We start from the raw sequence: 21803 nt of genomic DNA on the forward strand, positions 1-21803 counted from the left end.
CGCGCTCGACCCGTCAGTCCTTGAGCCTGCGCAGCGCGGAGCCCTTGTGGGCCGCCGTCGCGCCGGACTTCTCGGACTCGACGATGTAGGCGGGCTCGTCGGCGGATGCCGTGAAGTGCTGCCCGTCGTGCTGGAAGTCCTTCGTGCGCTGCTCGACGACCTTGCCCTGCGTGCGTCCCTGCGGCGTCGACCAGCTCACGCGGTCGCCCTTCGAGAGATCCTTCGTCATGCTCGCTCCTCCTGCCCCTCGTCGTCGTCGCTCGGGTCGTGCTGCACGTGCGCGAGCACGCGCTCCCACGAGCCCACGAGCGCATCCGTGGCCCATTCGAGATCGGTGGTGCCGTGATCCTGGGGCAGCCGCTCGGGGTCGATCACGAGCGAGCCGCCGCCTCCGATGCGCGTCGAGCGCCAGCGATCCGCGAGCGAGTCGGCGTCGTCGGGGGCGATCCTCGCCGTGTCCTCGTCGGGCACGAGGCCGCGAGCGAGGCGGTCGTCGAGCGTGCCGGTCGACGGCCCGTCGCCGAGATCCGGCAGCGGAGCGGCCGTCGAGGGGCCTTCGGCGAGGTCGGGTGCGACGAGCGCGATCTTCGTGAAGAGGCCCGGGTGGTCGAGCACGAGCGACACCGCGACGAGCGCGCCGGAGCCCCAGCCGACGACGCCGATGTTGCGCAGGTCGCGTGCACCGGTGCGCGCACCCGTCTGCTGCGCCTCCCGCACGTACTCGGCGATCGCCGACGCCTGCTGCGTCGGCGTCACCTGGGTGCGGTCGGCCTGCACCACCGGGTCGGCGACGAGCAGGTGCACGGGATGCCGCGCCGTCACGACGGGGTCGGGGTCGACGAGACCCGTGACCTCGAGCGGATTGCACAGGATCACGAGGTGCTCGGCGAACGGGGTCCCGGCGTTCGAGAGCGCGAGCTCGGTGCCGGACTGCAGCGTGACGTGGAGGTCGGCCATGACTCCACGATGTCGGCCCGGGCGCGTGCGCGCAGGGCCTTGCGCCGGAGCGTGCAGGGGAGCATGCGCGCTCGCGATGCGCAACCGGGTGCGCCGCGCGCCCTCGGCAGCGAGCCTGGAGCGACCGACGAGAGGAGCCGACGATGGCGAAGACCGAGCTCGAGCAGGTGCAGTCGATGCTGCAGGGATTCCGGTTCGCGATGCTGACGACGCGCGACGAGCAGGGCATGCTGCAGGCGCATCCGCTCACCGTGCAGGAGCGCGAGTTCGATGGCGACCTGTGGTTCATCGTCGGCTCGGATGCGCCGCTCGTCGAGCACGTGGGCGTCGACCCGGCCGTGAACGCGTCGTTCAGCGGCGACTCCGCCTGGCTGTCGATCGCGGGCACCGCGGCGATCGTGCACGACGATGCGAGGCTCGAGGCGCTGTGGAACCCGGTCGTCGAGGCGTGGTTCCCCGAGGGCCCGCACGACTCGAAGGCCGTCCTGCTGAAGGTGTCGGCGTCCAGCGCGCAGTTCTGGGACAGCCCCGGCAGGCTCGCGACGCTCATCAGCCTCGTGACGTCGAAGGTCACGGGCGAGCCGAAGGGCGGGGAGAGCGGCACGGTGCAGCTCGACTGAGGCGAGCATGAGCGACGACCTCCGACCCGACCTCGTCGCCGTCGACGCCTGGTGGCGCGCGGCGAACCATCTGAGCGCCGCGCAGATCTACCTGCGCGACGACCCGCTGCTGCGGCGGTCGCTCGACGCGTCGTCGGTGAAGCGCCGGCTGCTCGGGCACTGGGGCACGGTGCCTGGGCTCAACCTCGCATGGGCGCACCTGAACCGGGTGATCGAGCGTGATGCGCTCGACGCCATCTTCGTGATGGGTCCGGGCCACGGCGGCCCGGCGGCGTATGCGAACGCGTGGCTCGAGGGCACGCTCAGCGAGCTCGAGCCCGAGGTCGGCCAGGACGAGCGGGGGCTCGTCGAGCTCGTGCGCCGCTTCTCGACCCCGGGTGGCGCGCCGTCGCATGCGGCACCCGAGGCGCCGGGCTCGATCAACGAGGGCGGCGAGCTCGGCTACTCGCTCGTGCACGCCGTGGGCGCCGCGCTCGACGATCCGAGCCTGCTCGTGGCCTGCGTCATCGGCGACGGCGAGGCCGAGACCGCGACGCTCTCGGCGAGCTGGCAGCTCTCGGCGATCCTGCATCCGCGCGACGACGGCGCGGTGCTGCCCATCCTGCACCTCAACGGCTGGCGCATCGCGGGGCCGACCGTGCTCGCGCGCATGCCCGCCGATCGCCTGCGCGACGTGCTGCGGGGATGGGGCTGGGAGCCGATCGAGGTCGCCATCGAGCCCGAGGACGCCCACGCGGCCGCGCATGCGCGCTTCGCGGATGCGCTCGACCGCGCGCTCGACGGCATCCGTGCGGTGCGCGAGGCGCCGGAGGGCTCGATGCAGCGGCGGCCCGTGATCGTGCTGCGCAGCCCCAAGGGATGGACGGGACCGGCGGAGGTCGACGGCGAGGCGGTCGAGGGCACGTGGCGCTCGCACCAGGTGCCGCTCGACGGGGTCGCGGACGACGCGGATCGCAGGGCGCAGCTCGAGCGATGGCTGCGCTCGTATCGACCGCAGGAGCTGTTCGACGAGGCGGGCGCCCCGAGCGCCGCGGTGCTCGCGAACCGGCCGTCGCCGCAGCGGCGGATGAGCGCGAGCGACCGCGCGAACGGCGGCAGGCTCCGCCGCGCGCTCGAGCTGCCGCAGCTCGACGCGTACGCCGCGACCGATGCCCACGCGGGTGCGACGCGCGCCCTCGGGCCGTGGCTGCGCGACGTCATCGCCGCGAACCGCGACTTCCGGCTCTTCGGGCCCGACGAGGTCGAGTCGAACGGCCTGGAGGCCGTGTTCGAGGTCACCGACCGGCAGTGGCAGCTGCCGGTGCACGATGGCGACGAGGCGCTCGGGCCGCGCGGCCAGGTCGTCGAGCTGCTCGACGAGAACCTCATGCAGGGTCTGCTCGAGGGCTACCTGCTCACCGGACGGCACGGCATGCTCACGTCGTACGAGGCGTTCGTGCACATCGTCGACGCCATGACGAACCAGCACGCGAAGTGGCTCGAGTCGGCGACGCGCGTGCCGTGGCGCGCGCCCGTGTCCTCGCTCACGACCCTGCTCTCGTCGCATGTGTGGCGGCAGGATCACAACGGCTTCTCGCATCAGGATCCCGGGTTCCTCGACGTCGTCCTGAACAAGCGCCCCGAGATCGTGCGGGCGTACCTGCCCGCCGACGCCAACGTGCTGCTCGCGACCGTCGAGCGCTGCCTCACGACCACCGACCGCGTGCAGGTCGTCGTCGCCGGCAAGCATCCGATGCCCGTCTGGCTCGACCTCGACGAGGCCCGCACCCACCTCGAACGAGGGGTGGATGCGTGGCCGTGGGCCGGCACCGAGGTCGAGGGCGAGCCGGTCGACGCCGTGCTCGCGGGCGCGGGCGACGTGCCGACGATGGAGGCGATCGCGGCCGCGCGACTGCTCGCAGAGCACGCGCCGCACCTGCGCATCCGCGTCGTCGACATCCTCGACCTGCAGCGGCTCGCACCGCCGTCGCGGCACCCCGACGGCCTCGACGACGAGCGCTTCGACGCGCTCTTCACGACCGACCGGCCCGTGATCCTCGCCTTCCACGGGTATCCGGCGCTCGTGCACCGGCTGCTGTACCGGCGCACGGACGACGCACGCATCCACGTGCACGGGTTCCGCGAGGAGGGCAGCACGACGACGCCGTTCGACATGGCGATGCGCAACGGCCTCGACCGGTGCTCGCTCGCGATCGACGTGCTGCTGCGCGTCGACGAGCAGCGCCACGCCGACGCCGTCGCGCGTCTCGAGGCCCTGCGCGAGACGTACCGACGGCATGCCTACGAGCACGGCGACGACCACGCCGACGTCGCGCCGACCGCGTTCGGCAGGGCGGATCTCGGCTGAGGTGCACCCCGCGCGGGCGCCGGCGCGACGTCGGTCGCGCCGGAGGTCGAGTGCTTCCCGCGTCGAGCGCAAGGCACTCACGCGCGCAGCCTGCGCCTGCGTACCGTCGCGGCATGGAGCACGCATGAGCACGACACGACAGCGCACCGCGGGCGTCGTCTACAACCCCGTGAAGGTCGACCTCGAGGTGCTGCGCGACGTCGTGGCGAGGGCGGCCGACGCAGCGGGGTGGGGCGAGTCGCGATGGTTCGAGACGTCGGCCGAGGATCCAGGCCAGGGAGCCGCGCGCGCGGCGCTCGACGCCGACGTCGACCTCATCTTCGCCGCCGGCGGCGACGGCACCGTCCGAGCGGTCGCGGAGGCGGTGCGCGGCAGCGGCACCCCCGTCGCGCTCCTGCCGTCGGGCACCGGCAACCTGCTCGCGCGCAACCTCGAGCTCACCCTCGACGACATGCCCGACTCCGTGTCGGCGGCGTTCGAGGGCGTCGATCGCCCCGTCGACCTGGGGATGATCGACATCGAGCGCGAGGGCGGCGCTCGCGATCGGCACGCCTTCGTCGTGATGGCCGGCATGGGGCTCGACGCGAAGATGATCGAGAACACCGACGAGGATCTGAAGGCGAAGGCCGGCTGGGCGGCGTACGTCAAGGCGACCATCGCGTCCCTGCGGGATCCGCGCGAGCTGCACCTGCGGTTCCGCGTCGACGACGGCGGCACGAGGCGCGCGACCGTGCACACGCTCATCCTCGGCAACTGCGGGTCGCTGCCCGCGAACATCCTGCTCATGCCCGACGCGGCCATCGACGACGGGGTGCTCGACCTCATGCTGATGCGCCCGAGGAACGCGCTCGGATGGGTGCGCGTCTGGTTCGAGATCGCATGGACGAACGGCGTGCTGCGCCGCACGAAGGCGGGCACGGCCGTCGTGGGGGAGCGGCGCGACCACCGTGACCTGCGCTACGAGACCGCGAAGCGGGTCGTCGCGCGGCTCGAGCGGCCGGAGCGCATCGAGCTCGACGGCGACGAGTTCGGCATCGCCACCGCCTTCCGGGCGTGGATCGAGCCCGGCGCCCTGCTCGTGCGCGTGCCGCGGGAGGCCTGAGGGCGGCCCGCCCAGCCGAGGACGACGGCGCTCGGGCTCGCGGGCGCCTACCGGCCCTCCGGCTCAGGCCTCGCCGAGCTGCTGCTCGAGCCGCTCCTGCAGGTCGGCGAGCAGCGCGGCCACGTCGGCGTCCTCGCCGTCGGCGACGAGCGACGCGAGCGCGTCGTCGAGCGCGTCGGTCGCCTCCGCCGGGCCGAGCGCGGCCTGCATCGTGGTCGCATCCGCGGCCGCGGCGACCACGGCTGCGCGCTCGGGATGCTGCTCGGCGAACGCGGCGCCGCCGGTCGTCGTGACCGGCACGGTGCCGGTGGCGTCGGCGAGCGCGACCTGCGGGTCGTCCTCGAGCAGCGCTGCGACGAGGTCGCGCGCCTCGTCGCCGGTGCGGGTGTCGGCTGGCAGCGCCCAGCACGTGGACGTCGCGAAGGATGCGCCGCCCGCCGCGCCGGCGGGCAGCCGCACGAGCCGCACGCCGTCGAGCAGCGCTGCCGCGTCGGGTGACGCGTCATCCGGCTCGGCCGATGCGGAGGCGTCGGGCGAGGCGGAGGGGTCGGCGGAGGCCGAGGGGTCGGTAGGGTCGGCGGAGGCCGAGGGGTCGGCAGAGGCGGAGGGGCCGGCAGGGTCGGCGGAGGTCGACGGGTCGGCAGGCTCCGACGGCTCCGCCTCCTCGGGCTCCGGCGTGGCCGACGTCTCGCTGGGTGCGGGCGCCGCGGCCTCGGCGGCGAGCAGCGCGTCGAGCCCGACGTACGCCATGGCGGCGTCGCCGCGTGCGAACGCCTCGGCTGCCGAGCCCGCACCGACGTCGGCGGGCCATGCGAGCGAGCCGGCGCCGCGCATCCGCTGCACGGCCTCGAGCGCTGCGGCGTTCGCCTCCGAGTCGGCGACGGCTCCCGTCTCGTCGACGAGCGCACCACCCGCCTGCGCGAGCAGCACGCCCAGGTGCGCCGCGTCGGGGTCGATCACGACGCCCGGCTGCTCGTCGGAGGCGAGCCGCTCGGCCACGGCCTCGAGCTGCTCGTGCGTCGTCGGCAGGTCGGCGTCGCCGAGCCCCGCATCCGCCCACGCCTGCTCGTCGATCGCGAGCGTCACGGCGTCGACCGAGCGGGGCACGCACTGCAGCCCGGCCCCGTCGCCGACGACGTCGAGCAGCCAGGGGTGCAGCGCATCGGCGTCGGCGAACGGCCCGTACGGCTCGAGGTAGCCCTCGTAGCGCTCGAGGCGGGTCGTCGGCAGCGCGAAGACGTCGGGCGGGTTCGCGTTCGCGAACGACTCGGCGAGCTGCTGCTCGAGGTCGCTCGCGAGCACGATGCGCACGGGCGAGCCCGACTCGTCGCTCCACGCGTCGACCGCCTCCTGCAGCGCATCGACCTCGGCGGGCGAGCCGTCGACGAGCATCCGCAGCTCGGGGCCGGCGGTGGGCTCGGATGCGGTGGGCCCCGGCTCGTCCGAGCCGCCGCCGCACGCGACGAGCGTCAGGGCCGCGAGGGCTGCGACGCTCGACGTCGCGATCCGGATGGGGCGCACGTCCCTACGATCCCGCGCCCGCGGCGTGCGGGGCAACTCCGCGGCGCCGCGGCCGGTCGCGGCTCGCACGCCGCCGCTCGATGCTCTCAGCGCCCCTCGTCGCCCGCCGTGCGCCGCGGCGGCTGCCTGCGCTGGTACGACAGCTCGCCGCCCTGCCTGCCGCCGTAGGGGCGGCCGTGGTCGGCCCACTCCTCGCGCAGGTACGCGAGGCGCCACGGCCCCATCTCGATGCGGGCCCCCGTGCGCAGGATCCGCTCGGCTGCCGCTGCCGAGTCGCGCGACGCGGCGCCGCCGCCGATGGGTCCGTGGGCCACGAGCACGTACTCGTCGTCGTCGCGGTGCACGATCTCGGCGTGCAGCGGCTCGAGGCCCGGCAGTCGCAGGTCGACGTCGGGTCCCGAGCCGACGCGCGTGCGCTCGCTCGTGAGGTCGAGCTCGTACGGCACCGCGTCGTCCCACGTGCCCGTGCCGACCGCGAAGACGAGCCGCGGACGTCCGGAGCCCGGCGCCGCATGCGTCGTCGTCGGGCGGCGACGGATGCGGCGGCCGAGCGTCGGCGCGATGGGCAGCATCGTCGTCGGCGGTGCCGCGATCGTCGGCTGCCGGGCACCGCGGCCGACGCGGACGAGGGCCGCGGGGCTCCCGACGCGCACGTGCTGCGACCCGGTGACGAGGCGCTGCACGGCGTTGGCGTGCACGTCGCCGAACGCCACGAGCATGCCGTCGGGGCCGTCGATCCGCACCGACACGCCCTGGCCGGCGAGGTCGTCGGCGAAGGCCGCGAGGTCGTGCAGCATCCGCCGGCCACCGTTCGGCAGCCGCGACGCGTCGTCGACCGTGACCACGATCTCGGTGCCCGCGGCGGCGACGGTGGCGACGAGTCCGTCGTCGTCGCCCTCGCCCTGCTGCTCGACCGAGAGGTCGATGTCGAATCGGATCACGAGCCGCTCACTCCGAGCGCTGCGAGCCCGAGGCGTCGTCGCTCGTCGTCACGCGCAGCGTGCCGTGCACGCGCCAGGTCGCGCGCGGCGAGTCGGGCCCGATGTCGCGCGGCACCTCGATGAGCATGTCGTCGAAGGTGTAGTTCACGACCGCGTTGCGGCCCGTGAGGTACGACCACATCTCGCGGCCGAGGTCGGTCCAGTCGGCGATCGTCGCGCCCTCGGGGCCCGTGTCGGAGCCGAAGGGCTCGTGGTCTCGTGCATCGGTCATCGCAGTCGCCTTCCATCGTGGATCGTCCGTCCTCATCTCGGATCCTCGTCTCCGGCATCCGTGCGAGGTAGGGCTGGACTTCCCCGCCGGGATGCGCTTGCGAACCCTCGGCGCCTGCCGTCGCGGGTCGCGTGTCGCGCGTGGCTCGACCTCGCAACCCCCTCGGCCCGGATTGCCGTGGGCGGCTCGGTGTCGATGGAGTGGGTGCACCGGATGAGGAGGCAGCGTGGGCGGAGCGGGTACGGCGGCACGGTCGGAGATCGAGCGCATCGCGCGCGAGTCGCTCGGGATCGACGCGCTGCATCCCCAGCAGCTGGAGGCGATCGAGCTCGTCGTGGCGGGCGGCGACGTGCTGGCGATCTGGGCGACCGGCTCGGGCAAGACCGCCATCTACCAGGTGGCTGCCGCGATGCGGCCGGGCGTGACCGTCGTGGTGTCGCCGCTCATCGCGCTGCAGGAGGATCAGCGGCTCCGCATCGAGGAGGCGCCGCGGCTCGACGGAGCCGTGGTGCTGAACTCGGCGGGCGGCGAGCGTGTGCGGCAGGAGTCGTGGCAGCGGTTGCGCGACGGCGATGCGCAGCACGTGCTCCTCGCGCCCGAGCAGCTCGCGAAGCCCGAGGTCGTCGAGGGTCTCGCCGAGCTCGAGGTCGCGCTGCTCGTCGTCGACGAGGCGCATTGCATCGCGGCGTGGGGGCATGACTTCCGGCCCGACTACCTGCTGCTCGGCTCCGTCGCCGAGCGTCTCGGACGCCCGCCGATCGTCGCGCTCACGGCGACGGCATCCGCGCCGGTGCGCGACGAGATCGTCGAGCGGCTGGGCATCCCGGAGGCGTCGGTCCTCGTGGGTGACCTCGATCGCCCGGGCATCGCGCTGTCGGTCGTGCGCCACGTCGACGACGACGCGAAGCGCGCCGCGGTCGTCGACCAGGTGGCGGCGCTGCCGACGCCCGGGCTGCTGTACGCGTCGACGCGCGCGGGCACGCAGCGCTACGCGGAGGCTCTCGCCGAGCGGGGTCTGCGCAGCCTCGTCTATCACGGCGGCATGGCGGCGAAGGCGCGGGAGGAGGTGCATCGGCGCTTCCACGAGGGCGACGTCGACGTCGTCGTGGCGACGTCGGCGTTCGGCATGGGCATCGACAAGCCCGACGTGCGCTTCGTCGTGCACGCCGACGTGCCGGAGTCGATCGACGCCTACTTCCAGGAGGTCGGCCGCGCCGGCCGCGACGGGGCGGATGCCACGGCCACGCTGCACTACCGCCCGGAGGATCTCTCGCTGCGCCGCTACTTCGCGACGAAGGCGCCGAGCAGGCGCGAGCTCGCGTCGATCGTGTCGGCCGTCGGTCGACGCCCGCGTTCGAGGCGCCGTCTCGCCGACGAGACCGGCGTCTCGCCGCGTCGACTGACGGCGCTGCTGTCCCTCCTCGTCGACACGGCGTCCGTGCGCATGGATCGCGACGGCGTCCGTGCGCGCACGGGCGTGGATGCCAGGGAGGCGGTCTCGGCGGCGTTGGATCGCGCGCGGGATCGGGAGCGGATCGACGAGTCGCGCATCGAGATGCTGCGGGCGTACGCCGAGACGCGGCGATGCAGGCGGCGCACGCTGCTCGAGTACTTCGGGCAGGAGCTCCCCGAGCCGTGCGGCGAGTGCGATCGCTGTCGGGCGGGCGACGACGACGCCGACGCCGCGCGCGCTGCGGCTGGCGAGGCCGAGACCTCGGCCGGGTCGTCGGGGCGCTTCGACCTCGAGCAGCAGGTCACGCATCGCAGCTGGGGCGATGGCACGGTCATGTCGATCGAGGACGACCGCATGACGGTGTTCTTCGAGCACCAGGGCTACAAGGTGCTCTCGCTCGAGGCGGTCGAGGAGCAGGATCTGCTCACCGGGTGAGGCCGTGCCGACGCCTCGGATGTCGGATGCGTCAGCACGAGGATGCTGGAGGCCGCAGCCGATTGCGCACTTCCCACAATCCTGGAGCGTCTCGGATGAAACTGAGGTTGGCTCGCATCCTGATCGAGGGAGGCGCATGGGCATCTTCTACGCCGGCGACACCGAGCAGCGGCTCAGCGACGCCGACCTGCAGATCCTGCAGGCGGTGGCGCTCGTGCAGCGCTCGGTCGACGAGCCCTTCCTCGCCACCTTCGTCGACCTCGGCGACGCCCGCGACGCGCGCCGCTCCCACTGGATCACGCGACGCTCGGCGCTCCGCTTCGTCTACGACGACGCCGACCTCGCGCCGCTCGACGAGTGGCACCTCGACCTGCAGCTCGCGGAGGCGCGCAGCGAGGCGGGCATGCTGCTGCGATGCGTCGTGCCGCAGCGGTCGGTCGTCGCCTCGCCCGACCCCGCATAGCGTCAGCGCGCACTCCTGTCGACGCCCTGCACCCGCACGGCATCCGGCGCGAGCCTCGTGACACACGAAGCACCGCCACGAGAGGGGCCGACCATGGCTGAGCACGACGCCACGTCCGAGCCGAAGGACGCGCGAACGCAGACCGAGCCGGTGTCGGAGGACTTCGACCGGGAGGTGCCGGGCGTGCAGCCTTCGCCCACGGATCCCGAGGACTGGCCGGAGGGCGACGTCGTGCCGGCCGACGAGGTGGGGCCTGCGATCGGGCAGCGCGTCGCCGACGTGCATGCGGATCGGCCGTGGCTGCTGCCCGGCATCGCCCTGGGCGCCGTGGTCGCGATCGTCTCGGTGCTGGTGCTGCGCCGCGCGCGCTGAACGGGCGCGCTGAACGGGCACGTAGACCGCGCGCGCTGACCGGACGCGCTGAACGGGCGCGCAGACCTCGCGCGCTGACCGTGCTCGCAGGGGGCGGTGCCATGCACCGCCCCCTGCCTCACGTCGTGGCGGCGCCGCCGCCTGCCGTCCACGTCCGCTCGAGACGTCCATGGGCGGGCCGTCGGCCCGCGTCGTCGACGACGGACGACGGACGACCGCGCCGCGCGCGATGGCAGACCCCCTCGTGAAGGCCATCGCGCGCGACGCGGTCGGCATCGCGGCTGACGTGCGACGCGGAGCGTCCGTCAGCTGGTCGTCAGTGCCCGCGAGACGGGCGCTGGTCCTCGGGCAGCGCGTCCCAGAGGCGCTGCACCTCGCGTTCCTCCTTGGTGGCGATGATGCCGGCGGGTGCGAAGCGGTGGGAGGGGGTGGGTGGGTCTTCGCGGTCGATGATCTCGCGGGTGCGGTAGGCGCGGGTGACGGCGATGACGCTGGTGGTGATGACGATGATCGCGAGGCTGACGAAGATGATGGAGAGGGTGCCTTGGACCGCGGTGTTGCGGACGACGGCCTCCATGGCCTCGACGGTGCCTGCGGTGCCGAAGGACTCCTCGCCGGCTGCGAGGGCGTCGCGGAAGGCCATGTGGTTGGCCCAGTAGCCGACGGCGGGGACGGGGGAGAAGATCTTCAGCATCGACGCCGTGACGGTGATGACGGTCACGAACGCCAACGGCAGGGCGACGATCCAGAGCCATCGCCAGGTGCCGCGGCGGGCGACGATGGTGAGGACGATGGCGAGGGCGATGGCGGCGAGCAGCTGGTTGGCGATGCCGAAGAGGGGGAAGAGGGTGTTGATGCCGCCGAGGGGGTCGGTGACGCCCATGAGGAGGACGGCGCCCCAGCCGGCGACCATGATGGCGGTGCAGATCCAGGCGCCGAGCCTCCAGGAGGTGTCCTTGAAGCGCTTCGCGACGTTGCCGATGGAGTCCTGCAGCATGAAGCGCGCGACGCGGGTGCCCGCGTCGACGGCGGTGAGGATGAACAGCGCCTCGAACATGATCGCGAAGTGGTACCAGAACGACATCATCGACGCCCCGCCGATCCACTGCTGCATGATGTTGGCGAGTCCGAGCGCGAGCGTGGGCGCACCACCGGTGCGCGACACGATCGACTCCTCGCCCACGGCATCCGCCGTGCCCTGCAGCAGCTCGGGCGTGACCGAGACGCCGGTGAGGCCCAGTCCGTTCACGAAGGCGACGGCGCCCTCGATGGTGCCGCCGGTCGCCGCCGCCGAGGCGTTCATGGCGAAGTAGACGCCGCGGTCGATCGACAGGGCGGCGACGAGGGCCATGATCGCGACGAACGACTCCATGAGCATGCCGCCGTAGCCGATGAACCGCGTCTGGCGCTCCTTCTCGACCATCTTCGGCGTCGTGCCCGAGGAGATGAGCGCGTGGAACCCCGACAGGGCGCCGCATGCGATCGTCACGAACAGGAACGGGAACAGGCTCCCCGCCCACACGGGACCGGTGCTGCCGCCGGCGAACTCGCTGAACGCGGGGACCTCGATCTCGGGGCGCACGATGACGATCGCCGCAGCCAGCGCAACGATGACGCCGATCTTCATGAAGGTGGAGAGGTAGTCGCGCGGCGCGAGCAGCACCCACACGGGCAGCACGGCTGCCACGAAGCCGTAGACGATGATGCCCCAGGCGATGGTGGTGCGGTCGAGGGTGAAGACGTCCTGGCCCCACTGGGTCTCGGCGACGGCGCCGCCGCCGATGATCGCGGCCATGAGCAGCACGAACCCGATGATCGAGACCTCGGTGATCCGGCCCGGCCGGATCCACCGCAGGTACGCGCCCATGAACAGCGCGATCGGGATCGTCATCGCCACCGAGAACACGCCCCACGGGCTCTCGCCGAGCGCGTTCACCACCACGAGCGCGAGGATCGCGGTGATGATGATCATGATGAGCAGCGTCGCCACGATCGCAGCCGTCCCGCCGACGCGGCCGAGCTCGTCGCGCGCCATCTGCCCCAGCGACCTGCCGCCGCGTCGCATCGAGAAGAACATCACCAGGTAGTCCTGCACCGCACCGGCGAGCACGACGCCCACGATGATCCAGATCGTGCCGGGCAGGTACCCCATCTGCGCCGCCAGCACCGGGCCCACGAGCGGACCCGCGCCCGCGATCGCCGCGAAGTGATGCCCGAACAGCACCCGACGGTCGGTCGGCACGAAGTCCTTCCCGTTCGCCAGATGCTCCGCAGGCGTCGCCCGCAGATCGTCCGGCCTCGCGATGCGCCGCTCGATCACCTTCGAGTAGAACCGATACCCGATCAGGTACGTGCACACCGCCGCGAACACGAACCAGATCGCATTCACCGTCTCGCCGCGCACGAGCGCGAGCATCGTCCAGGCGACGCCGCCGAGCAGGGCGATGCCCGCCCACAGCGCGATCTTCGCGGGCGTCCATCGGGTGCGGGTGATCGGGATGGCGACGGGTGGCAGCGCGCGGTCGCGCGTGTCGGTGCTGGTGCTCATGCGGACATGTCTCCTGGTGCTGGTGTGCGGGGAAGGGAGGGAGGGGTCGGTCGGATCGCATCGTGGGCGTCGGGGAAGGCGGACGCGTGGGCGTCGCGCGCGACGGCGACGGCCGCTGCGATCAGGTCGTCGGGCGCGAGCCACTCGCACGGCGAGAAGGCGGCGTGCACGAGGGCGAGGATGCGGCGTGCGGCGGCGAGGTCGACGGGCCCCGAGCTGCACCCCTCGACGACGGCGAGCACGGCGTCGGCGCGCGAGTGGCCGAGGCTCACCGCGTGGGGCAGCACGGACATCGCCTCGCGGAAGACCGCATCGTCGCGGTAGGAGGCCACGAGCACGCGCACGAGGTCCTCCAGCGAGCCCGCTGCGTCCGGGTGGGAGCGCCGAGCGTCGATGAGGCGGTCGCGGAAGCCTCGGAGCCTGACGTCGAAGCGCGGCGGCTCGAGGAAGTCGGTGAAGGGCGAGTCGGCGTCCAGGGCGGCGTCGGCACCGGCCCCCATCGTCGTGGATGCGCACATGCGCCAGACGCTAGGTCGAGGAGGTCCTCGGGCGGCCGTCGAGCATCGAATCTGTCAACTTCGGTTGAGTGTTCGGCTCGAGCGCCGGGCTCGGCGCCCATGCGAGGCGCACAGTGGAGTTCGCACGGAGCATTGACACGTGGTCATCGAGGCCGCACGATGAGCAAAACCCAGCAACGGGCGGAGCAGGGTCGCGCAGCAAGGGGGCTGAGCATCAACGACCGCACCTATCGCACGTCGCCTCGAGCGACCGCCCTGCTCGTCGTGGGCATCCTCGGCCTCGGCGTGGCGATGTTCACGATCCTCACCCACGCCGCCGCGACCCCGGAGCAGTGGGTGCTCGCGCTGGGAGCTGGGCTCCTGGCGTCCGCCGCGCTGCCCCTGCATCGCTCGTCGCTCGCCCTCGCGGCCGTCCTCGTCCTCGCGGGCAACGCGGCGTCGCTCGTCGGCATCCCCGCGATGCTGAGCCTGCTGTTCCTGGCGGGCGTCTACGGCAGCGCGCGGCAGCAGGTGGCGATCAACGTCGGCGCCGTGCTGACCTGCGTCGTGCAGGTCGGCGTGTGGGTGCTCCTCCTGGGGCCCGAGCGCTCCGCGGGGGACGTCGCCGTCATCGCACTCGTCTACGCGCTGACCGTCGTCGGGTCGGCGGCGTCGGGTGCGGCGCTCGGCAGGATCAGCGCGCGCCGCGAGGCCGCCGACCTCCAGGTCGCGACCGCGCAGGAGCACCATGCCGTGGAGGTCGCCGAGGTGCGCGCGCAGGAGCGGCTCCGCATCGCGCACGTGCTGCACGACAGCATCGGACGCCACCTGGCGGTCGTGCACATCTACGGGTCGGTGCTGCAGCACCAGCGACTGCTGAGCGACCAGGAGATCGACGACACGACGACCGACCTGCTGCGGGCCACGGACGGCATCGCCGAGGATCTGGAGAAGATCCTGACGACGCTGCACTCGGAGCCCGACGCCGCCAGCGAGCCCGAACGCGACCTCGGCGCGCTGCTGCAGCGCTTCGCGCACGCCGCGCGCCACGCATCGATGACGCTCGAGCAGGACATCGACTTCGGTGCGCTGGCCGCGGCACCGGCCGAGGTCACCGTGACGGTCGGCGACTTCCTCGCCGAGTGCACGACGAACGCGCTCAAGCACGGCCGAGACGGCACGGTGTCGATCACCGTGCAGATGGAGGAGCCGAACCTGCTCGAGGCGCACATCGTGAACGATCGCCCGCTCGTGCCCCGGGAGTGCATCATCTCCACCGGCATCGGGCTCGTGGCGCTGCGCGAACGCGCGCGGCTGCTGGGCGGCGAGCTCACCATCACCGCCGACGAGTCGAGATTCGCCGTGAACCTCATGCTCCCCGTCGATCGCTGACGATGGCGCCGCAGGTTCGAGTGATGATCGTCGACGACGATCCGCTGGTGCGCGTCGGCCTGCGCCTGCTCTTCCGCTCCATGCCCGAGATCTCGGTCGAGGCGGAGGCGTCGGACGGCGCCGAGGTGCTGCCGGAGCTGGCGCGCACGCCCGTCGACGTCATCCTGAGCGACGTGCGGATGCGCACGCTGAACGGCGTCGCGATGATCGCCTCGATCCGCGACCGGCATCCCGACGTGCGGATCGTGCTGATGTCGAGCACGGTGGGCGCCGAGTTCGGCGACCACGCACGCAACGCCGGCGCCGATGCGTTCGTGCCGAAGACCGCGCCGGCGGGCCATCTGCGCGACGTCATCGTCGGATCGCCTCCCCATGGCGGGCACCGCACGCGGCGCGTGCTCACCGATCGCGAGTCCGTCGTCGCCAACCTCGTGGCGACGGGCGCCAACAACGCCGACATCAGCAGGGAGCTGAACCTCAGCGTCAACACGGTGAAGACGTACGTGTCGCGCGTCATGACGAAGCTCGACGTCGACAACCGCGTGCAGCTCGCGAACCTCCTCAACGAACGCGGGGCACAGTAGTCAACCGAGGTTGATGAACCGCTCGAGAAGCGCCTCCCGGCCGCGGCGCGGTCGCGACACTGAGCGCACGCCAGAGTCGAGGAGCCATCGTGAGCGTCGAGATCACCCCACCGCCCGCCGTGTCGCGCCGCGAGATCGTCGAGGCCGCCGAGCGCATCATCGGCGACGTCGGCGCGGAGCGGTTCACCACCGGGCTCCTGCTCGACGGCGACACGAGCGCGACGATCGGCTCGGTGTACCGGCACTTCGCGGATCGCGTGCACATCATCGTCGCCGTCCGGGCCGAGAACGGCAGGCGGATGCTCGATCGCATCAACCAGGCCGTGCTGCTGCAGCATCGCGACGTCGCGTCCGAGGATCTCTTCCACGACGCGGTCGCGTCGCTGTACCGCCTCCGTCCGTCGATGCGGCACCTCCGGCCCGGCGGCGAGGACAGCGATGCGTGGTGGTGGGCGCTGGCCCGCTCGCTGCACCTCGCGATGGGCAACAGCGATCGCCGCCGCACGACGCAGGTCGTGCGACTGCATGCCGCCATGGTGCACGCGGCGTTCGCGCTCGACCCCGAGGGGGATGCCGCGATGCTCGCGCAGGCCCTCGGGTGGCTGCGCGACGCGGTCCGCGAGGCTCGCGACGCCGCGCTCGACGAGGTCGCGAGGCACGGCTCCGGTGCGCGGGGCTTCGACGGTTCGGGGTACGCCGCAGCGGGTCTCTTGTCACCTGTGGTTGACGCTGTCTGACGCTCGGGCGGAGCGCGTGCTCCATCTCGCTATCGTCCTCGAGAGGTGACGACCCCTCACCTTTCTCAATCGACAGCGAGCGCATCCGTTCGCGCTGAGCTCCTTGGAGGCAGGCTCGTGAATACCTTGCAAGGCTGGCGCACTCGCGTCGGCGCCATCATCACCGCGGCGGCGGTCGCGTTCGTGACGCTGATCGCGGCACCCGCCGCCGTCGCCGCGCCGCCGTACACGTCGACCGCGAGCGTCGACTCGCTCACGTTCACGCAGTCGACGATCGCCTCCCAGGCGGGCGCCGAGCTGACCGGCACCTGGTCGCTGCCCGACAACGCCCCGTCGCCGGCAGGCTTCTCGGTCGATCTGCCGCCCGCGCTGCTGGGCTTCACCGACAGCTTCCCCCTGCTCGACCCGCAGGGCATCGCGATGGGCCAGTGCACCGTCACCGGCACCCAGATCTACTGCGACATCGACCCGGCCTACCTGACGGCGAACCCGCTGAACGTCAGCGGCACGTTCTTCTTCGACGTGTACGTGAACACCACCGTCACCCAGAACACCCAGGTCACCTACGACTTCGGCCAGGGGCTCACGACGACCGTCACCGTCACGCCCCCCGTGAACCCGTGCCCCGACTGCGTGTTCACGGGCATCGGCACCTCGAAGTACGGCGAGTACTTCGCCGCGACCGACGCGATCGACTGGTACGTGGTCGTGAAGGCACCCGCGACGGGCATGGTGGGCGGCGAGACCGTGACCGTCGTCGACCGACTCGGCCCGAACCAGGCTCCGGTCCTCGAGAGCGGCGCGCCGCGCGTCCGACTCCAGGGCACGAACCAGGTCGATGCCACGGGTCCGATCAACTTCCAGTTCCTGCCGGCCCAGGCCGGCCTGCAGGTGTCCGTCGACGCCAACGGCGACACGGTCGCGACCTTCGAGTCGCAGCCCGGCTGGTTCTACAAGGTCGTCTTCTCCGTCGACACGACCGACGACGGCGGCAGCACCGACTACACGAACGAGGCAGACGTCGCGATCGAGGGCCAGGCCTCCCAGACGGTCGCGACCTCGGTCGCCCGACAGGGCGGTGGCGGCACCGGCGAGGGTGAGAACGTCGGGCGGTTCCGCATCTCGAAGGACGTCATCTGGAGCGGCGGCACGCCCGTGCCGGGTCTGACCTTCACCGGGACGTACACCGCGACGACGCCATCGGGCGTCGTGACGCAGGGCACCTTCAGCGTGGTCGAGGACGGCACGTGGACGAGCGCCGACCTGCCGACGGGATCGATCGTCACGATCACCGAGACGACGCCCACCTCGCCGTCGAACGTGACGTGGTCGGCGCCGATCTACTCGCAGAACACGTTCGCCATCGTCGGCGCGACGACCACGAACGTCACGCTCACCAACCAGGCGACGCTGCAGACGGGCACGTTCACGGCGTCGAAGGTCGTGACCGGCTCGGGCGCCTCGCTCGTGCCCGGCGACACGGCGTTCACCCTGAGCTACTCCTACCCCGCGGGCACGGGCTTCGCGGCGGGCTCCGGCTCGCTCACCCTGCTCGCGAACGGCACCGTCGCGACGTCGACGGCGCTGCCGCTCGGCGCGGTGCTCACGCTGTCGGAGGCGACTCCCGCGGCGATCGGCAACGCATCGTGGGGCACGCCCGTGATCTCGCCGTCGACCGTGACGATCGGCTCGGGCACGCCCGTGGCGGTCACGGTCACCAACACGATCACGCTGGCGACGGGCACCTTCACCGCGTCGAAGGTCGTGACGGGAACGGGTGCGGCGCTCGTGCCGGGCGACGCGACGTTCACGCTGGAGTACTCCTACCCCGCCGGCTCGGGCTTCGCCGCGGGCTCCGGCTCGCTGACGCTCCTCGCCGACGGCACCGTCGCGACGTCGACGGCGCTGCCGATCGGCGCGGTCCTGACGCTGTCGGAGGCGACCCCCGCGGCCGTCGCGAACGCGTCCTGGGGCACGCCGGTGATCTCGCCGTCGACGGTGACGATCGGCTCGGGCACGCCCGTGGCGGTCACGGTGACCAACACGATCACCCTCGCGACGGGCACGTTCTCGGCGTCGAAGGTCGTCACCGGCTCGGGCGCCGAGCTCGTGCCCGACGACGCGACGTTCACGCTCACGTACTCGTACCCGGCGGGCACGGGCTTCCCCGCCGGATCGGGCTCGCTCACGCTGCCTGCCGACGGCACGGTCGTGACCTCGCCGGCGCTGCCGGTGGGCGCGGTCGTCACCCTGGTCGAGGAGACGCCCGCCCCGGTCGAGGACGCGGGTTGGAGCGCTCCCGTGCTCTCGACGTCCACGCTCACGATCGGCACGGGCGAGAGCGCGACCGTCACGGTGACGAACGAGCTCACCCTCGGCACGGGCACGTTCTCGGCGTCGAAGGTCGTCACCGGCAGCGGTGCGGCGCTCGTCGCCGACGACGCGACCTTCACGCTCGACTACGCCTACCCGGCGGGCACGGGCTTCGCCGCCGGATCCGGCTCGCTCACCCTGTCGGCCGACGGCACGGTCGCGACGTCGCCCGCGCTGCCCATCGGGGCGGTCGTGACCCTCACGGAGGCGGCTCCCGCAGCCGTCCAGGGGGCGACGTGGCAGTCCGCACGCCTGTCGACCAGCACGGTCGTCATCGGCTCGGAGGAGGCGCTCGAGGTCGTCGTGGTGACGAACACCATCACGACGAACCCGACGCCGACCGCCCCCGCCCCGACCGACGAGGCATCGAGCGGCTCCGGCGTGCGCGGCCCCGCGTCGAGCGGCTCCGGCGCGCTCCCGCGGACCGGTGCCGAGCTGCTCGTGGGCGCGCTCGCCGTCGCTGCGGCGCTCATCCTCGCCGGCGCGCTCGTGGCACGTCGTCGATCGACGACCGCGTAGCGACCCGTTCGACAGCAGCGGCGGTGGCGGATTCGCCACCGCCGCTGCTGCGTTCGCCGGCTCCGTGTCACCTGCGGTCGACGATCGTCGCCGAGCGCCGCATCCAGGCGGGATCGGGCTCGTAGCCTCGCCCAGGCGCCTCCCTTGCGCGCACCGAAAGGACACACACGACCATGACCATCGCACGCCCCGTCGCCATCCTCGCGGCCGCCCTCGCAGCGTTCGCGCTCGCCGCGTGCTCGAGCCCCTCGAGCACCCCGAGCGCCTCGTCCACTCCCACCGAGTCCGTCGTCGTCGAGACCGAGAGCGAGGGCGACACGGCCCTCGCGGGCACCACCTGGACGGGCTCCGACCCGATGGTGGCCGACGTGACGTTCACGCTGAACGCCGACGGCACCGTCGACTTCGCCGACTTCAACGGCGACGCATTCGACTCTCCCTCCGACGTGTGGGTCGTCGTCGACGGCACGCTCACCATGACGATCACCGAGATCCAGAACCGCGACGACGGCTCGTTCGTCGACATCGTCTACACGGGCGCCGCCGACCTCGCGTCGATGCAGCTGAGCGGCATCGGCAGCGACGGCGGGACGGCGTACAGCCTGTCCCTCAGCCGCGGCTGACCCGCGACGGCGCACGACCAGAGGCGGCCACGAGCGATCGTGGCCGCCTCTACCCCTTCTCCGCCCCCTCGGTCGTCGACATGATGCGGCGCTGGAAGATGAAGAACACGACCGCGACGGGGATCGTCATCAGCACCGCGGCCGCCAGCTTCAACGGGAACTGGCTCCCGGCGCCGAGCTGGCCGGACACGAGCGACGCGACGCCCGTCGTCAGCGTGCTGAGCTCCGGGCTCTGCCGCGAGATCACGAAGTGCGCGAACTCGTTCCACGAACCCTGGAACGAGAGGATCGTGAGCGTGACGAGCGCCGGCGACGCCATCGGCAGCGTCACCGACCAGAACGTGCGGAACACGCCGGCGCCGTCGATGCGCGCCGCCTCCTCGATCGACACGGGGATGGCGTCGAAGAACTGCTTCATGATGAAGATGCCGGCCGCGTCGGCGAGCAGCGGGATGATCATGCCCGCGTACGTGTCGTAGAGCGCGAGCTCCTTCAGCACGAGGAACCTCGGCACCATGAGCACCACCGTGGGCACGGCCATGACGCCGATGAAGAGCCCGAAGACCGCCGAGCGCCCCCGGAACCGAAGCCGCGACAGCGCGTAGCCGGCGAGCGAGTCGAAGAACACGCGACCGACCGTCACGCACAGCGTGACGATGACGGAGTTGACGCCCCACAGCCCGATGTCGGTGCCGGTGAAGAGCCGCTCGTAGGCGGCGAACGTCGGCGTCTGCGGGATGAGCGACAGGGGCTCGGCGACCGCCTCGCCATCCGTCTTGAACGACGACGCGACCGAGATGAGGAACGGGTACAGGTAGGCGACGGCCAGCAGCACCAGCACGACGTAGCCGGCGACGAGTCCGGCGCTGAGGCGCTGCCTCATCCTCCGACCCCCTTCTCGGTGGGCCCGGCTCTCAGCCGGGCGGTGCCCTGCGCGACGCCGCCGTCGGCGCTCGCGATCGTGCGGGGGCCGCGTCGCCAGAACGGCGTCGACGGCTCGTCGCGATCGCGCAGCACGAACCGCTGCAGCAGCGAGAAGGCGATGATGATGAGGAAGAGCACGAAGGCGATCGCCGCGGCGATGCCGGGCTCGTTCTCGGTGAACGCCTGGTCGTACGCCATGTACGCAGGGCTCGTGAGCGTGGCCGCCGCGGGCGTGCCGCGCGTGAGGTACACCTGGTCGAAGACCTGCCACGTGCCGATGAGGCCGAGGGTCAGCACCGTGAAGAGCACGGGCTTCAGCATGGGCAGCGTGACGCCGAAGAACGCCTGGCGCGGGCTCGCGCCATCCATGATCGCCGCCTCGCCCACCTCGGCGCCGATCGACTGCAGGCCCGCGAGGAAGAGCAGCATGAACGTGCCCGACGTCGTGAAGACCGCCATGACGATGAGCACGCACTGCGCGACCGACGGGCCCGCCGCCCACTCCCATGCGCTGACGCCCAGGAATCCGGGCTCGTCCCATCCGCCTGGCTGCCCGCCGCCGAGTGCGCCGACGACGACGTGGACGAGGCCGCGGGGATCGGCCATCCAGTTCGGGCCGTCGACCTGCAGCCACGACAGCACGGCGTTCACGGCACCCGACGCCTGGAAGAGGAAGAGGAAGACGCCCGTGATGGCGATCGACGACGTCACGGAGGGGAAGTAGAAGGCGGTGCGGAAGAAGCCCTTCGCCTTGAGCAGCCTCCGGTTCACCTGCACGGCGAGGAAGAGCGCGAGCGCCGTCTGCAGCGGCACGACGAGCAGCACGTAGAAGAGGTTGTTGCGCAGCGCCCTGCCGAACAGGTCGCGCGTCAGGCGATCCTCGGTGGTGATCGCGGCGTAGTTGTCGAGCCCGATGACGTCGACGCGGTCGTTGAGCAGGGGCGAGTTGCGGCCGTTCCAGTCGGTGAACGACACCCACAGCGCGAGCAGGATCGGCGCGATCAGGAACACGCCGACGATGACGAGGGCGGGGCTGACGAACAGCCAGCCCGCACCCGTCTCGCCGCCGCGCGTGCTCCCGCGACGCCGCGCCCGCGCCGTCGCGGGAGCACGCGAGGTCATGC

The 21803-nt window shown here is 72.2% G+C and carries 20 protein-coding genes; 11 read left to right on the forward strand and 9 right to left on the reverse strand.

Features of this window, described 5'->3' with window-relative positions; translation table 11 throughout:
* Positions 1–13: 13 nt before the first annotated feature.
* Together ACFQPP_RS03220 and ACFQPP_RS03225 are read right to left on the reverse strand one after the other, a co-directional pair.
* On the reverse strand, positions 14–229 hold the full coding sequence (locus ACFQPP_RS03220; protein WP_376915073.1) for a DUF2945 domain-containing protein: 216 nt from the start codon (positions 227–229) through the stop codon (positions 14–16).
* Positions 226–957, reverse strand: coding sequence for a hypothetical protein (locus ACFQPP_RS03225; RefSeq protein WP_376915074.1), 732 nt, complete (start codon positions 955–957; stop codon positions 226–228). The genes ACFQPP_RS03220 and ACFQPP_RS03225 overlap by 4 nt, the downstream gene beginning before the upstream one ends.
* Before the next feature lie 143 nt (positions 958–1100).
* On the opposite strand from ACFQPP_RS03225, the gene ACFQPP_RS03230 reads away from it, so the two are divergent.
* The 3 genes from ACFQPP_RS03230 (at position 1101) to ACFQPP_RS03240 (ending at position 5026) form a co-directional block, all read left to right on the forward strand.
* Entirely contained in the window at positions 1101–1577 is a 477-nt protein-coding gene (locus ACFQPP_RS03230; RefSeq protein ID WP_376915075.1) for a pyridoxamine 5'-phosphate oxidase family protein, read from the forward strand.
* Positions 1578–1584: 7 nt separating this feature from the next.
* On the forward strand, positions 1585–3924 hold the full coding sequence (locus ACFQPP_RS03235; RefSeq protein ID WP_376915076.1) for a phosphoketolase: 2340 nt from the start codon (positions 1585–1587) through the stop codon (positions 3922–3924).
* A 124-nt stretch (positions 3925–4048) separates the two neighbouring features.
* The gene (locus ACFQPP_RS03240) at positions 4049–5026 is read left to right on the forward strand and encodes a diacylglycerol/lipid kinase family protein (RefSeq protein ID WP_376915077.1); all 978 of its coding nucleotides are present in this window, start codon (positions 4049–4051) and stop codon (positions 5024–5026) included.
* A gap of 63 nt (positions 5027–5089) precedes the next feature.
* On the opposite strand, the gene ACFQPP_RS03245 is transcribed toward ACFQPP_RS03240, so the two are convergent.
* From ACFQPP_RS03245 to ACFQPP_RS03255, 3 genes are all read right to left on the reverse strand, one after another.
* Positions 5090–6547 (reverse strand): hypothetical protein, encoded by a 1458-nt coding sequence (locus ACFQPP_RS03245; RefSeq protein ID WP_376915078.1) that lies wholly within the window; start codon positions 6545–6547, stop codon positions 5090–5092.
* 86 nt (positions 6548–6633) lie between these two features.
* Complete coding sequence (locus ACFQPP_RS03250; protein WP_376915079.1) at positions 6634–7488, reverse strand: FHA domain-containing protein; 855 nt, start codon at positions 7486–7488, stop codon at positions 6634–6636.
* Positions 7489–7495: 7 nt separating this feature from the next.
* Entirely contained in the window at positions 7496–7759 is a 264-nt protein-coding gene (locus ACFQPP_RS03255; RefSeq protein WP_376915080.1) for a hypothetical protein, read from the reverse strand.
* A gap of 226 nt (positions 7760–7985) precedes the next feature.
* On the opposite strand from ACFQPP_RS03255, the gene ACFQPP_RS03260 reads away from it, so the two are divergent.
* From ACFQPP_RS03260 to ACFQPP_RS03270, 3 genes are all read left to right on the forward strand, one after another.
* On the forward strand, positions 7986–9647 hold the full coding sequence (locus ACFQPP_RS03260) for a RecQ family ATP-dependent DNA helicase (RefSeq protein ID WP_376915081.1): 1662 nt from the start codon (positions 7986–7988) through the stop codon (positions 9645–9647).
* Positions 9648–9783: 136 nt separating this feature from the next.
* Positions 9784–10110 carry a hypothetical protein gene (locus tag ACFQPP_RS03265; protein WP_376915082.1) on the forward strand — a complete coding sequence of 109 codons (327 nt, stop codon included), beginning with the start codon at positions 9784–9786 and terminating at the stop codon, positions 10108–10110.
* Positions 10111–10203: 93 nt separating this feature from the next.
* Positions 10204–10482: a hypothetical protein gene (locus tag ACFQPP_RS03270; RefSeq protein WP_376915083.1), complete on the forward strand. Its 279-nt coding sequence runs from the start codon at positions 10204–10206 to the stop codon at positions 10480–10482.
* A gap of 316 nt (positions 10483–10798) precedes the next feature.
* Here ACFQPP_RS03270 and ACFQPP_RS03275 read toward each other — a convergent pair whose 3' ends face one another.
* Together ACFQPP_RS03275 and ACFQPP_RS03280 are read right to left on the reverse strand one after the other, a co-directional pair.
* Entirely contained in the window at positions 10799–13030 is a 2232-nt protein-coding gene (locus ACFQPP_RS03275; RefSeq protein ID WP_376915084.1) for a carbon starvation CstA family protein, read from the reverse strand.
* Positions 13027–13548 carry a hypothetical protein gene (locus tag ACFQPP_RS03280; RefSeq protein WP_376915085.1) on the reverse strand — a complete coding sequence of 174 codons (522 nt, stop codon included), beginning with the start codon at positions 13546–13548 and terminating at the stop codon, positions 13027–13029. Before ACFQPP_RS03280 ends, ACFQPP_RS03275 begins: the two co-directional genes overlap by 4 nt.
* Before the next feature lie 159 nt (positions 13549–13707).
* Here ACFQPP_RS03280 and ACFQPP_RS03285 point away from each other — a divergent pair, with 159 nt between their 5' ends.
* The 5 genes from ACFQPP_RS03285 to ACFQPP_RS03305 all read left to right on the forward strand — a co-directional run bounded on the left by ACFQPP_RS03285 (position 13708) and on the right by ACFQPP_RS03305 (position 19755).
* Positions 13708–14919, forward strand: a complete 1212-nt coding sequence (locus ACFQPP_RS03285) for a sensor histidine kinase (protein ID WP_376915086.1) — start codon at positions 13708–13710, stop codon at positions 14917–14919.
* A 23-nt stretch (positions 14920–14942) separates the two neighbouring features.
* Positions 14943–15503, forward strand: a complete 561-nt coding sequence (locus ACFQPP_RS03290; protein ID WP_376915087.1) for a response regulator — start codon at positions 14943–14945, stop codon at positions 15501–15503.
* Between the two features lie 89 nt (positions 15504–15592).
* The gene (locus tag ACFQPP_RS03295) at positions 15593–16240 is read left to right on the forward strand and encodes a hypothetical protein (RefSeq protein WP_376915088.1); all 648 of its coding nucleotides are present in this window, start codon (positions 15593–15595) and stop codon (positions 16238–16240) included.
* Positions 16241–16366: 126 nt separating this feature from the next.
* Complete coding sequence (locus tag ACFQPP_RS03300) at positions 16367–19132, forward strand: DUF5979 domain-containing protein (RefSeq protein ID WP_376915089.1); 2766 nt, start codon at positions 16367–16369, stop codon at positions 19130–19132.
* 173 nt (positions 19133–19305) lie between these two features.
* Positions 19306–19755: a hypothetical protein gene (locus ACFQPP_RS03305; protein WP_376915090.1), complete on the forward strand. Its 450-nt coding sequence runs from the start codon at positions 19306–19308 to the stop codon at positions 19753–19755.
* A gap of 49 nt (positions 19756–19804) precedes the next feature.
* Here the strand turns inward: ACFQPP_RS03305 and ACFQPP_RS03310 are convergent, their stop codons facing one another.
* Positions 19805–20638 (reverse strand): carbohydrate ABC transporter permease, encoded by an 834-nt coding sequence (locus ACFQPP_RS03310; RefSeq protein WP_376915091.1) that lies wholly within the window; start codon positions 20636–20638, stop codon positions 19805–19807.
* A complete protein-coding gene (locus ACFQPP_RS03315) occupies positions 20635–21801 on the reverse strand; it encodes a carbohydrate ABC transporter permease (RefSeq protein ID WP_376915092.1) in 1167 nt (388 codons plus the stop codon). Before ACFQPP_RS03315 ends, ACFQPP_RS03310 begins: the two co-directional genes overlap by 4 nt.
* Positions 21802–21803: the final 2 nt, after the last annotated feature.

Origin of the sequence: Agrococcus sp. GCM10030265 (assembly GCF_042666675.1) — a bacterium.
Taxonomy (GTDB): domain Bacteria; phylum Actinomycetota; class Actinomycetes; order Actinomycetales; family Microbacteriaceae; genus Agrococcus.